Consider the following 14,182-nt stretch of genomic DNA (forward strand, 5'->3'; position numbering starts at 1 on the left):
TTCCCGCCATCGTCAGGAAAATGGGGAGAAGTGTGAAGGGGATCCCATCTAGCCCGCTTTTGTTGGCTCGCAGCGACAAGCCAAGGGCAGCCCCTGAGCAAACGGGGCACATCAACGGTGAAAAAAGCGGCAGAGCGAGGAGAGCAAGGGTGGGAGCCTATCAATCTGGTAGGGGGATTTATCAAAATGGTATCGCGATGCCCCCCCAACTGCGGAGACAGCCTAGGCATAATGCCTGCATGGGCGGGCTAAAAATAACAGGCATAAAAATGGGGCCGCCAGTGCGACCCCAAACGGGCGGGTTATCCCTAAATAGCCCACCCCCCAGCATAAAAGAGCACCAGAGCCAGGGCGATGACCACAGTGCCGACGTTGAGCTTGTGCCACTCCTTCGAGCAGATGCGGCCGATCACCAGCGAGCTGAAGCCCAGCATGATACCGGTGACGATATTGCAGGTGAGCACGATAAAGACCGCGCACACCAACCCAGACATGGCGCCGACCGAATCGTTGAAATCGAGCTTGGTGACGTTGCTCAGCATCAAGAGCCCTACATACATCAGTGCCGGCGCCGTGGCATAGGCGGGCACCAGATAGGAGAGCGGCGAGAGGAACAGCATCAGCAGGAACAGGCCGCCAACCACGGTCGCGGTCAGGCCGGTTTTGCCCCCCGCAGCCGTGCCCGCGGCCGATTCGATATAGACGGCCGCGGGGGCCGCCCCCACCAGACTGGAGAAGATGCTGCTGACCGAGTCGGCACTGAGCGCCTTGCCGCTGTTGATGATGTGGCCATCCTTATCCAGCAGATTGGCCTGCCCCGCCACGGCGCGAATGGTGCCGGTGGCATCGAATACCGCCGTCATCACCAGTGCCAGTACGCTGGGCAACACCAGCGGCGAGAGGGCTCCCATGACATCCAGACTGAAGATGAGGGACTGACCCTGCCCGTCCGACAGGCTCGGCAGGGCGAACAGTCCCTGATACTTCACCGCCGGATCGAAAATCAAGCCGAAGATGGAGATGGCGATAATCACCAGCAGGATCCCCCCCGGTACTCTCAGCTTCTCCAGCCCGAAGATCACCGCAAGGCCGATCAGGGACATGATGACCGGCATGGAGGTGAAGGCCCCCAGCGCCACCGGCAGGCCCTCCAGCGGGTTCTTGATCACCAGCCCCACCCCGTTGGCGGCGATAAGCAGCAAGAAGAGACCAATCCCGATGCCGGTACCGTGGGCAATTCCCATCGGCAGGTTGTCGAGGATCCAGCTACGCACCCCGGTCACCGAGATGGCGGTAAACAGTACCCCCATCAGGAAGACGGCCCCCAGCGCCACCGGAATGGGGATCTGCTGTCCCAGCACCAGACTGAAGGCAGTAAACGCCGTGAGGGAAATAGCGCAGCCGATGGCCATCGGCAGCTTGGCCCAGAGCCCCATCAAGAGCGAACCGAACCCCGCCACCAGACAGGTGGCGACAAACACTGCGCCGGGGGGAAAGCCCGCCTTGCCGAGCATGCTCGGCACCACGATCACCGAGTAGACCATGGCAAGGAAGGTGGTGAGGCCCGCCAGCACCTCCTGTCTGACGTTGCTGCCCCGCTCGCTGATCATAAAGTAGCGATCAAGAGCCGTGAGCGGCTGTTGCTTTGCTGCGCTCTGGCTGGCGTCATCATTGGCCAGCTGTTCCACGCTGTTTGTCCTGCTGTTTGCTTGGGTCATACCCAACTCCTTCACACGCGCCTGAATGTTCCATGACGAAATGGCGACAGGATCTGCGGGTCTGCCTCGCGCCAGTCTGATGAGAAACAGGCGATGGAGGCAGAGGATGCTACAGACAGACCAGGGCAGGCAGCCTTGACTCAAACGTTTGCCTTGCTGGTCAAAAAACCGGGCCATTTCACGTTCTATGCGGGGAGATCCCCTGTGGTGCGGCAAGACTGGCGCCCCTATGGGGCACGCCAGCCACCGTATTCGTTGGGGCTGCGCCGCGGCAGCCCACTCCAACCTCTACCCCCGTTCATGCACCAGCTGACCATCCACATAGGTGCGGTAGATGGATCTGTCATCCCCCAGGGTCAGCAGCACAAAGAGCTTGTCCCGCAGGGTGGTGGAGTTGTCATAACGCAACTGCTGCAGCGGGGTGGCGACCGGGTCGAGCACCACGAAATCCGCCTCCTTGCCCACCGCAAAGCTGCCGATCTTCTCATCCAGCCCCAGCGAATGGGCGCCGCCCAGGGTCGCCAGATAGAAGGCCTGATAGGCAGAAAGACGCTCGCCCTGCAACTGCATCACCTTGTAGGCCTCGTTGAGGGTCTGCAGCATGTTGAAGGTGGTGCCCGCGCCAATGTCGGTGCCCATCCCCACCTTCACCTGCTTGCGCCACGACTTGTGCAGCTTGAAGAGACCACTGCCGAGATAAAGATTCGAGGTGGGACAAAACGCGATGGTGGAGCCAGTCTCCTTCAGGCAATCCCACTCCTGCTCTTCCAGATGGACGCAGTGGGCAAACACACAGTTGTGGCCGGTGAGGCCGTGCTGGTGATAGACATCGAGATAACCCTTGTGCGCCGGGAAGAGGGATTTGACCCAGGCGATCTCGTCCTTGTTCTCGCACAGATGGGTGTGCAGATAGGTGGTGGGAAACTCTTCGCGCAGTCGCCGCGCCATCGCCAGCTGCTCGGGTGTCGAGGTGGGTGCAAATCGTGGTGTGATGGCATAGAGCAGGCGACCGTTGCCGTGCCAGCGCTCGATAAGCTGCTTGCTCTGCACATAACTGCTCTCGGCGGTATCGAGCAGATAATCGGGGGCATTGCGATCCATCATCACCTTGCCGGCGATCATCCGCATATTGATGCGGCTGGCCGCCTCGAACAGGGCATCCACCGACTCGGGGTGAACGGTGCCGAACACCAGCGCCGTGGTGGTGCCGTTTCGCAGCAGCTGCTTGATAAAGAAGGTGGACATCTCGCGGGCATATTCGAGATCGTTGTAGCGCCGCTCGGCCGGGAAGGTGTGGCGGTTGAGCCACTCCAGCAGCTGCTCGCCATAGGCCCCCACCATTTCACTTTGGGGATAGTGAATGTGGGTATCGACAAAACCAGGCACTATCATCTTGCCGCGATAATCCCGCACCCGTACCTCGGCCGGAATGCGATCCTTCCCCTCCTGCCACTCACCGAACCAGTCGATGCAGCCGTTGCGAATGATCAGCAGACCATCCTCGATAAGGCGGGCGTTGGGCTCAATCTCCTCGGGCTGATCCACCACCCGGGTGATATCGAAGAAGCTGCCACGTACCGCTTTGACAGAGTTGTCGTTTTTCATAACCGTTTCCCTGTTTTTCTTGTTCTATTGACGTTTTTTGCCGGTTTAACCGTCAGATCCGTTCCACTTGTGGCGCCACCGCTTGCCCGGGCACTGGATCTGGTGACCCCTCACCCTTGCTGGCCGATGGCTGGCCCGCGCTGCGGGCGGTAAAGATCACATCCGGCTTGTCGCTCAGCTGGATCACCTCCACCGCCTCGGCATCCCTGACGGCCGCCTTGCGTTTGCGGCTCTGTGGCAACACCAGATTCATGATGATGGCGGTGATACCACCGGCACAGATGGGGTTCTCCACCAGCATGTAGATACCCGCCGGCAGCACCTTGAAGACGTTCGGGTCATAGGAGACCCCGAGCCCAAGGCCCAGAGAGGTGGCGACAATCAGGGTCTCCCGCCGATCGAAGCCGTGGCTGATGATGATGCGACCACCAGCGATGGCGATCATGGAGAACATGATGACCATGGCGCCCCCCATCACAGGTGACGGTATGGTGGTAAAGAAGCGCCCCACCACCGGGAAGAGCCCCAGCAGCACCAGAATGACGGCGATAAACTTGCCCACATGGCGTGAGGCCACCCCGGTCATCTGGATGACGCCGTTGTTCTGGGCAAAGGTGGTGAGTGGCAAAGAGCCGAGGGCCGAAGCGATCACCGATACCAGACCGTCAGCCAACACGCCGCCGGAGAGCCGCTTTTGAAATTCAGGCCCCTGAATATCCCGGTGAGAGACCATGGCGATGGCGGTGATGTCCCCCACCGCCTCCAGCACGCTCAACAGATAGATGGTGCCCGCCAACATAAAGGCGTGAAAGTCGAAGGAGAAACCGTACTTGAACGGGATAGGCACCGTAATAAGCGGCAGGTTCTCAAGGGCGGAGAAATCCACCATGCCAAGCATCAGGGCCACCGCATAGCCCACCATCAGACCGATGGCAATCCCGCTCATCCGCAGCAGCGGGCTTCGGCTGCAGTTGAAGGCGACGATGACGCAGAGAACCAAAAGCCCCAGCCCGATGTGCTCGTATTTGCCAAAGGTGCCGCTGCTCATGGCAGAGAAGCCGCCGCCAAAGTCGATGATCCCCACCTTGATAAGGCTCAGGCCAATCATCAGTACCACTACCCCGCTCACGGTCGGGGTGATCACCCGCTTGAGGTAGGGCAGCACAAAGGAAGAGCCCATCACCAGAAAGGCACCGACAAAGGAGACCCCGAGCAGGGTCGAGACGATCAGCTCCTCATGGATGCCATCTTTTTTCATGGCGCCGCCGAGGGCGATCATCACGGTCACGAAGGAGAAGTTGACCGACTGGATGGAGAGCAGCCCCGAACCGATGGGGCCATAACGGTTCACCTGCAACCAGGTCCCGATACCGGAGGCGATCATCGCCATGGAAACCAGATAGGCGGTGATCTCGGTGGAGAGGCCCAGGGCGCCGCCGACGATCAGCGCCGGGGTCACCATGGGGACAAAAATCGCTAGCAGATGGGTCACTGCGCCCATCAGAGTTTGATAAAACGGGGGGTTGTCTTCCAGCTCGTAAATGAGATCCGAGTGCTTGCGTGTTGTTTTAGACATCGTGTTTGTCCCATCACACAGAATGTAGGCGGAGTACTCATTCCGCCGTCAGGCGCTGGGGGCGAGCTGGCGCCCGTCCCTCACCTTTTCTTTTGTTATGCCGACACTTTTTGCTCCAGCTTGCCCAGCTCGCGCAGGATCTGCTCCGGCGTGAAGTGCCACTTGCGCAGCCAGACACCGCAGGCGTCGTGGATGGCGGTGGCGATGGCGGGCGCCGCACCGTTCACCCCGATCTCCGAGATGGACTTGGCGCCGTAAGGGCCGACCTTGTCGTCACTCGGTACCAGGAAGGCCCGAAAATCGCGCGGAATGTCGCCAATCTTGGGCGCGCCATAGCTCTTCAGATCCCGGGTGAGCGGGATGCCCTTGCTGTCGTAGCATCTCCTCGCTCATGGTGTGGCCGATGGCCCGCATGGTCGCCCCGTAGATCTGGCCGAGGGCCAGCTCCGGGTTGATGGGGGTACCGCAGTCGAGCAGGGCGTAGAACTTGTCGAGACGGATCTCGCCGGTTCTGACGTTGACCGCCACCTCGGCGAAGTTGGCCCCATACGGGAAGGCAAGCTCCGAAGTGATGTAGCTGGCGGTGCCCACCAGAATGCCGAAGCCGGTACCTGTCTCGGCCTTGTGGGCCAGCTTGGCGAGGCTCACCTCCCCCTGCTTGCCGTGCACGATACCCGGGTGAACCAGCTCCACATCCTCCACCGGCTCGCCCAGCATGGCGGCGCCATGGAACAGGATCTTCGCCTTGAGGTTCTCGGCCGCCATCTTGGCCGCGTTGCCGGAGAAGCAGGTGCCTGACGAGGCGTAGGCTCCCTTGTCGAACAGGGCGTGGTCGGTGTCGCCAGAGATCACATGCACATCGCTGAGCGGGCAACCGAGCACCTCGGCGGTCAGCTTGGCCACCACGGTATCGAGGCCGGTGCCGATATCGGCGCCACCGGAGTGGACGATAAAGGTGCCGTCAGATTCCAGCTTGACCATGCAGTTGGCCTGATCGATATCCGGGATCCCCGATTTTTGCATGATGATGGCGACGCCACGGCCGATGCGCCAATCCCCGTCAGCGGGTTTGGGGCTATCCCAAGCAATCAGTTCGCGACCCTGTTTGAGGATGGGCTCTAGGGCGCAGCTGGCGGCGTGGGGCACAGAGGTAGGCATCTTGCCCTCGCCGATGGCCCCCAGCACCTTGAGGATGTCTCCTTCGTGCACCCGGTTGTGCTCCACCATGTCGAGCTGATCGATCCCCAGTTTCTCGGCAAGCTCGGCAATGGCCATGGTCAGCGCGAAGTTACCCTTGGGCGCGCCGTAGCCCTGATAGGCCCCGGTCGGGCAGATGTTGCTGTAGTAGGTGTTGACGGTAAAGCGCACGTTGTCGCACGGATAGAGCGGCAGGGAGAGCGCCGGGCCGTTGCTCGGCACCGTCAGGGAGTGGTTGCCGTAAGGGCCTGTGTTGGCACGAAAATCCATATCGATGGCGGTGATGGTGCCATCTTTCTTGGCCCCCACTTTCACCTTCACCTTGGCCACGTGGCGGGAGGTGTTGCTGATGAACTCCTCTTCACGGGTGTAGCGGAAGGTGACGGGACGGCCGGTGACCCTGGTCGCCCAGGCGCACACCTCTTCCAGCAGGATATCCTGCTTGGAGCCAAAACCGCCTCCTACCCGCTCCTTGATCACGTGCACCTGATGTTGCTTCATGCCGACGATACGCGCCACCTGACGGCGCACGTGCCACGGCACCTGAGTAGAGGCGTGAATGACCAGACGATCCCCATCCATGTAGGTGAAGCAGATATGCGGCTCGGTCGGGCACTGCTGGGCCTGGGTCGATTCGTAGGTGCGCTCGACAATCTCGTCCGCCTCGGCAAAGCCTTTGGCCACATCGCCGATCTGACCATGGACGCTGGCGGCCAGATTCTCGTGCGGGCGGGAGCCGATGGGGAAGTTGATGATCATGTGCTCGTCACCGCGACGCACCGAGCAGGCGTTTTGCTGCTCCAGATCCGCCGGTGCCCCGGCCATGTAGACGATGGGCTCGTCGTGCACCAGCGGTGCATTCGGGGCCATCGCCTCGTCAATGTTCATGACCGCCGGCAGAACCTGATACTCGACCTCGATGAGCTTGAGCGCGGCCAATGCGATGGCTTCGCTCTCGGCCACCACGGCGGCCACCCGATCACCTACGTGACGCAGCTTGCGACCAAACATGCGGCGATCCAGCGGTGACGGCTCGGGGGCACTCTGGCCACCCGGGGTGTAGTAGATATCGGGGCAGTTGAGGTGGGTAATGACATGCACCACCCCCGGCATGGCTTCGGCGCGGCTCACGTCGAGTTTGGTGATCACTGCATGGGGATGGGGGCTTCGCAGCATCTTGATGACCAGCGCATCCTCGGTGACCCGATCCTCCACGTAGCAGGGTTTGGCCTGCACCATCTTGGCGGCGTCCACTTTCGGACAGCTCTTGCCGATATGGCGCAGATCGTCGCGAAACTCCGGGGCGATCTGGCACAGGTAATCGGGATCCTTCATCCGTGAGCAAGCGAGCTCGATGGCCTGATAGAACTGCTGGTAACCGCCATCCCGGTGAAAGAGGCCCGAGAGGGCATCGTCGATTTGATCACGGGTGGGTTCGGGGTGGCGATCAAGCAGGTCGGTGACGATGAGCGCCGCAGCGGGATCGTTGTAGCCGGACTGCACCACGCCCACATCCACCATTGCCTGCTGCACCAGACTTAGCTGGTTCCAGCTACCCAGTGACTCGGCGGTGCGCACCTCTGATCCATCCAGCTGGGCGGCGATCAGCAGGGAAGCGTTGATCACCTTGCCGTTGAAGAGAATGGCGTCGGAGCCGGCAAAACCGAAGCCGTCGTCACTGTTGCGCACCGAGTGCATCCGGCACTGGTTGAACAGCACCCGTTGGGCATTGTCACCGGCCTTGCAGATGACGGTGCGCAAGGCACCGTTCAGGGTAAAGTTGAGTTCCATCATGCTTGTACCTCCTGCTGCTGGCAATACACCAGCAGATCCGCCACTACCACGCCGGTGATATACCGCTTGTAACTTATGCTGCCCGCCAAATCCTCACGGGGCGCAATCAGCTCGCTCACGGCGGCTTCCAGCGCGGCATCGTGCAGTTCGCGGCGCTCCAGATCCCGCAGGCGCATCGGCTGCGGGGTGACGCCAGCGACGGCCACCCGCATCTCGCCAATGCTGTCGAGGGCCACGGCGGCGGTCATCACCGCCAAGCCATCGGCATTGCGGCTGATGCGGCGAGTGGCGCAGCGCAATTCAGGCTCCGGCAGCACAACGCCCAGCACCAGGACATTGCGCTGGCCCGCCAGATAGGCGTCGATAGGTTGCAGCAGGTTGTTCTCCAGCACGACCACGGCTTCGAGCACCAGCAACACCGGCAGCAAAGGGGAATCCTGCTGCTGGCAGGCAAGTTCGCCGCCGAGGGTGGCCTGATTGCGCAGATGGCGGGAGTAGACAAACCCCAGCGCCTCGCACAGGGCTGCCGGGGTACGGGGATCATCTTTCAGGGTCTGCAGGGTGACGGTGGCGCCGATATGGAGCTGGCCGTGCTGCTGCTCAATCTGGTTCAGTCCCAGCTTGTCCAGTGAGATAGCGACCTTCTTGTCGGTGCGAGTCGGAGCGGCGTTAAGCTTGCTGCCGCCTCCCATGTAGACGGCGTCGTTGCCGAAACTGGCCTTGAGTTCCAAAGCCTGACCCAGTTGCTCGGGTCGGAAGAATTGCTCAATCATGTGTCGTCCTTACTCTTGCTGCCCGCCGCCGGGGGAGATCCACAGGGCGGGCAATCCGGTCCAAAACTGTGGAAGGTGGCCTTAGGCCAGCTGATCCATCCGTTGCCACAGGCGGCTCGCCACCTTGCTGGCCTGCTCATAAAGGGGCGCGACATCGAACGGGAACTCGCGGTCCTGATAGACCATGCGCCCCTCCACCATCACGCTGTTGACGCAGGCAGATCCCATGCCGAAGGCGAGATGGCCGCCGAGGTTGCGCGGCGCCAGCGGGGTCGGTGCGTCGTAGTCGCAAATGGTGAGGTCGGCCTTGTAGCCGGGCTCCAGGCGGCCAAATTTGGCGCCGAAGTTGCGCTCCAGCAGGGTATTGCCGTTCCACAGGAAACGGGCAAAGCTGTCTGGCCACAGGGCGCCACCAGCATCCTTGTGCTTGAAGTAGGCGAACTTGAGCTCTTCGAGCATGTCGGAGCCGATGCCATCGGTGCCGAGCGCCAGATTGCGATACTCCGGCAGGTGCATGTTGTAGCCCACGTGGTTGTTCATGTTGGAGCGGGCGTTATGTACCAGGAAGGCATCGCGGCTGTTGATCAGCTCGATGTCAGCCGGGCTCAGGTAGATGCCGTGGGCGATCAGAGTCTTGCTGTCGATAAGGCCAAACTCGTCCAGCCGGGCGATGGGCTCCTTGCCATAGTGGTGGTGGCCGTGGGCCATGTCGTAACGGTCTTCCGCCACATGGATATGCAGCCCGCGACCGGTGACCTGCACCGCTTCGCGCAGCATGGCCAGCCCCTCGTCGGGTACGGTGAAGGGGGCGTGAGCGCCGATATGGGCTTCCACCAGATAGGGTTCGCTCCCCTTGGCTTTGGCCGCATCGATCTGTTGGGCGAACAGGATGTTCTCCTCCACCCCGGCCTGCAGTTCGGCGAGGCCGCCGTTGCGATCCGTGGTCTCGAAGCAGGTCATGCCGCGCAGGCCCGCCTCCATAAACCCTTTGCGCAGCACATTCAGGGAGCCCTTGATGAAGTTGGGCGAAGCGTGGTGGTCGATCACCGCACTACAACCGCTCTTGATCGCTTCCAGCGAGCAGATGAGGCCGCTGTAGTAGAGGGACTCTTCATCGAGCGCCCGATCGAGCCGCCACCAGAGGTTTTTCAGGGTGGAGATAAAGTCCGGGCAAGGGGCGATATTGGCCATGATCCCCCGCGACAGGCCGGAGTAGAAGTGGTTGTGGGCACAGACGATGCCCGGCATCACCAGCTTGCCCCCCATCTCCCGATAGTTGGCCTCCGGGTAGAGGGCCCGCAGATTGGGCCCCACCGCTTTGATAAGCGATCCTTCGATGGCGATATCCACCCCTTCCAGCACCCGGGTCGGCTCCAGCTGGACAGCGGTGACGTTCTTCAGAATAAACATGGTTTGCTCCTTCGCTTATTCGTGGTTCGCTCAGGCCTCGACGGCCCCCAGCAGGTAGTGGTGATGAGCATGGACATGGCTGATGATCCGGCACATGTCGCCAAGGGCTGCTGGCGCATCCTTGATCCGGCTTTGGGCGTCTATGGTCAGGCGATAGGTCTCGCCATCCTGACGCACCCGCAGTTCACCACCGTCAGCCAGATAGAAACCGGGGTTGCGGCTGTTGTCGAAGTCCTCGGGCAGGCTGAAGATGGTGACCTTGTCCTGATAGGGCTTGCCCTGCCACGGGCAGAACTGGGCGCAGTTGCCACATTCGTTGCAGTAGGCATCCAGGTGCAGGGTCTGGAACTGGTCTTTGAAGCCCGGCACCGCGATGGCGACGTTGGCCCGGTTGGGGCAGACATCCACGCACTTGCTGCAGAGGTAGTTGCACTCGAGGCAACGGTGCGCCTCTTGCGCCACGAAGGCATCACGCTCGCTCTTGTCAACCAGGGTGACGGCGATGCTCCCCTTGCGACGGTAGATCTCGTCCTTGCCCGATGGTTGGATTGAGACCTCGACCTGACTGCCAGCGATATGCTCGCGAGAGAGCACTAGATCCGCGGCGCGGCGGGCACCGCCGATAGCACCGACGATGGAGGACGGACCGCTCTGCACGTCACCGATCAGGAAGACGTTGCGACGGCTGGTTTCGCCAGTCTGGCTATCCACCTCGGGCCAGCCATCGCTGCCAAGGGGAATGCCCATCGCTTTCAATACGTCGCAATCAGGCTGCTCGCCGATGGCGGTGATCAGCGCATCCATCTGCATCACTTCGGTCTGCTCGGTGGGCACCGGACGGCGGCGGCCCTGCTCGTCAGGATCCCCCAGCGCCATCATCCGCACGACAAGCTTGCCATCTTTGTCAAAGCGCTCCGGGTTGGTAAGGAAGCAGAAACGTACCCCATCCTCCACCGCTTCCAGATACTCCTCGCGATAGGCGGGCATCTCTTTCTCACTGCGGCGGTAGATCACGGTCACATCGCTCACTCCCGGCACCTTGAGGGCGGCGCGGGCGCAGTCCATGGCGGTGTTGCCGGCGCCGATCACCGCCACATGGCGGCCGAGCGGCAGCGGTTTGCCCTGATTGAAGCTGCGCAGGAAGTGGAAGGATTTGTAAATCCGCTCGTGTCCCCCCTCAAGGCGCATGCCACCGTTCTTGTCGGCGCCAATGCCGACGAAGACATAGCTAAAGCCCTGGGCGTGCAGCTTGTCGACGGTGAGTGCCGGATCGCAGCCAAACTCGAACTTGACCCCGTGGGCGGCAACAAAGTCGATGTCGTGCTGGATAAGCTCAGCCGGAATGCGGAACTCGGGGATGATGTGTTTGACCACGCCACCGGCATCCGCTTCACGCTCGAACACGGTGACCGGATGACCGGCACGGGCCAGGAAGTAACCGGCGGAGAGACCAGCCGGGCCTGCCCCAATAACCGCAACCGGGTGCTTGTCACCGCTGCCGGCCGGTTTGTGCCAGCGCGCCTTGTACCCTTCCCAGCCGCGCTCCAGCGCTACTTTTTTCAGCTCGCGGATATTGAGCGGGCTGTCGTAATCGAGACGGGTGCAGTTGTACTGGCACTGGTGATCGCAGATATGACCGGTGATGGCGGGCAAGGCGTTGCGCTGATAAATAAGCTCTAGCGCAGCAACGTATTCCCCCTCGCCCATCAGGCGAATGTACTCGGGGATATCCTGATGCACGGCGCAGGCGGTGACGCAGGGCGCCACGTAGCAGTCAGTCAGCGGCAGGCCGCCCCCCACTTCGATACGATCCTCGGACTTCCACTCCTTCTGGGTGTAATCCATGGTGAGCGCCTTGGCGGCCAGCGCCTCCAGCTTGGCCACATCCACCTGACTCATGCCCCAACTATTGGAAGCGTCGATCTCTTTGAGGCACTCGATCTGGCGCAGGTAGCCGCCCGGTTTCAGCAGGTCGGTGGCCATGGTGATGGGACGGATACCGGTCTCGAAGATCTCGGCTATGTTGAACTTGCTGGCACCGCCCGAGTAGGAGATGGGCAGTTTGCCCTCGAAGGCGCGGGACAGCACGGCCGCCACGTTGATGGAGAGCGGGAACAGCGCACGGCCGGACATATACATCTCATCCCCCGGCAGTGCCCCCTTGCGGTTGATGGTGCCCAGGGTGTTGGTGAGTTTCACCCCGAAGGTGAGCCCCTTCTCGGCCCCCAGCGCCATCAGACGGGTCAGCATCGCCTTGGCCTGATCCTGCTTGAGGTCGTGATCGAACGACTCTTCGCTCAGACCAATGTAATCAAAGCCACAGGTATCGAGGATCTCGCGCACCCGTAGGTAGCCCAGCAGGGTCGGGTTGAGTTTGACGAAGGTGTTGAGCCCCTTCTCTTCCAGCATATAGCGGCAGATGGCCTCAATCTCGTTCGGCGGGCAGCCGTGCATGGTGGAGAGGGTGACACCGTGCACCAGATTGGCCGGGATGCGATCCACCAACTGCTGCAGGCGATCGCGCCGCGCCCCCAGTCCCAGCTCGGCGATAAACTGCTCGTCGGCCACCAGCTCGCGTACCACCTGCTGGTACTCGGCAAATTTCGGACTTTGGCTTGCATCCATCAGGCTGTGGATGAACTGCTGCATCGGTGGCTGTTTGATGCCATCGAGGTTGTAACCCACGCTCATGTTGAAGATGAATGACTTGGCCTCTCCGTCGAGACGGGGATCGAACACCTCTTCCAGCAGGTAGAGGGCAAACCAGGCTTTCAGATACTCGTCAAACGCCTTGGGCAGGGTGAACTCGGTAGACCACTCGGTGTTGAAGCACTCGTCTTCGGCATCGATGCAGGGCTTTTCCAGTTCGAGACGGTCCAGGATCTGCACCGTCTTGAGCTCGATAAAGCGCCCGCCAGTCAGCCAGGAGGTGACGATGTTCTGGGCCAGCTGGGTATGGGGGCCAGCCGCCGGACCGATGGGGGTTTCGCAGGTTTCACCGAACACCTTGATCTTGCGCTCGTCCTGCTTGCGATAGAATTGCGCGGCGGGAATACCGAAAATACTCTGACTCTCTTTATATTCCGCGAAAATACGGGTCAGAAGGTTCTTGAACGGAACGGGTCGCATAATATCGCCCATGGCAATCTCCTTGCAGCTGTTCTGCCCATTGGCAGCATGAATAAATGGGGTATCCCGCACGGGCATTACCCCTTGGCAAGGAGAGGAGCAACTATCAGGCCACACCAGCCACAAAACTATTTTTTAGGGTGAAAGCGTGAGACAGCTCCAATTAATGGAGAGAATTTACGATGCCACCATTATGGGTATTGCGAGTAGTTATCAATCACTCTGAAATTTACTTGATGAGCTGATTAAAAAGAACTCGCCCTATCAGATCAAGTGCGAGAAATATCACTTTGATACGCCATTTATCTCCCCGTTATCTTTTTAAAACAGGGTTATTTCGCGCGCTCGATCTCCATTTCCAGCGCACCGCCCAGCAGCGCCTGATAGCGCTCCGGGGTATCCACATCAAACAGGATGGCGGGACTATCGACCGGCACCATACGGTGGGGATGCCCTTGCAACCAGCGCCGTACCGACGACTGCACCGGGGCCGCTGCCAACTCGCGGGCAAGGGATTTTGGCAGCAACACCGGATGGCCAGCCTCCCCCAGCCAGGTGGGAAAGAGTGTCTCACAGCCCTGTGCCTGCCAGAGCTGTTGATAGACATCGCGCGGGATACAGGGGAGATCCCCGTGGCTGATAAAGAGGTAGTCAGCGTCACTGGCCGCCAGGGCGCAGCGGATGGAGCTGCCCAGTCCCTGCCGATAGTCGGGATTGTGGACGACAACAATATCCGGCCGTGATCCGTAGCGCGCTTCAAGCTCCTCGCCACGATGGCCCACCACCAGAATAACCCGCTGACAAAAGGCCAGGGCATTTTTGAGACTTGCATCAAGCATTGTCCCCTGGCAATAAGGTAGCATCATTTTCCATGTACCCATTCGGGAAGATAAACCCGCCGCCGTTATTATACAGTCACACTGCACTTGTTCCTGGCAACGTTGTTTTCCACTCCCTTCTATATTTATTTTGGTCGTCAT

The 14,182-nt window shown here is 60.7% G+C and carries 7 protein-coding genes and 1 pseudogene; all 8 read right to left on the reverse strand.

Going from position 1 to position 14,182, the window contains the following annotated elements; translation table 11 throughout:
* Window positions 1-308: 308 nt before the first annotated feature.
* On the reverse strand, window positions 309-1,610 hold the full coding sequence (locus ACTG1P_RS03075) for an NCS2 family permease (protein WP_440002276.1): 1,302 nt from the start codon (window positions 1,608-1,610) through the stop codon (window positions 309-311).
* Window positions 1,611-2,006: 396 nt separating this feature from the next.
* A complete protein-coding gene (gene guaD, locus ACTG1P_RS03080; RefSeq protein WP_440000457.1) occupies window positions 2,007-3,323 on the reverse strand; it encodes a guanine deaminase in 1,317 nt (438 codons plus the stop codon).
* 52 nt (window positions 3,324-3,375) lie between these two features.
* Window positions 3,376-4,899 carry a nucleobase:cation symporter-2 family protein gene (locus tag ACTG1P_RS03085; RefSeq protein ID WP_440000458.1) on the reverse strand — a complete coding sequence of 508 codons (1,524 nt, stop codon included), beginning with the start codon at window positions 4,897-4,899 and terminating at the stop codon, window positions 3,376-3,378.
* Window positions 4,900-4,994: 95 nt separating this feature from the next.
* Window positions 4,995-7,890 (reverse strand): annotated as a pseudogene (locus ACTG1P_RS03090) (molybdopterin-dependent oxidoreductase Mo/Fe-S-binding subunit).
* On the reverse strand, window positions 7,887-8,663 hold the full coding sequence (ygfM, locus tag ACTG1P_RS03095) for a molybdopterin-dependent oxidoreductase FAD-binding subunit (protein ID WP_440000459.1): 777 nt from the start codon (window positions 8,661-8,663) through the stop codon (window positions 7,887-7,889). The pseudogene ACTG1P_RS03090 and the gene ygfM overlap by 4 nt, the downstream one beginning before the upstream one ends.
* Before the next feature lie 81 nt (window positions 8,664-8,744).
* Window positions 8,745-10,073 (reverse strand): putative aminohydrolase SsnA, encoded by a 1,329-nt coding sequence (gene ssnA, locus ACTG1P_RS03100; RefSeq protein ID WP_440000460.1) that lies wholly within the window; start codon window positions 10,071-10,073, stop codon window positions 8,745-8,747.
* Between the two features lie 30 nt (window positions 10,074-10,103).
* Window positions 10,104-13,214 (reverse strand): putative selenate reductase subunit YgfK, encoded by a 3,111-nt coding sequence (gene ygfK / locus ACTG1P_RS03105; protein WP_440000461.1) that lies wholly within the window; start codon window positions 13,212-13,214, stop codon window positions 10,104-10,106.
* A 320-nt stretch (window positions 13,215-13,534) separates the two neighbouring features.
* A complete protein-coding gene (gene mocA / locus ACTG1P_RS03110) occupies window positions 13,535-14,182 on the reverse strand; it encodes a molybdenum cofactor cytidylyltransferase (protein ID WP_440000462.1) in 648 nt (215 codons plus the stop codon).

It is taken from the genome of Aeromonas sp. 11P (genome assembly GCF_051920165.1).
GTDB classification, from domain to species: Bacteria; Pseudomonadota; Gammaproteobacteria; order Enterobacterales; family Aeromonadaceae; genus Aeromonas; species Aeromonas veronii.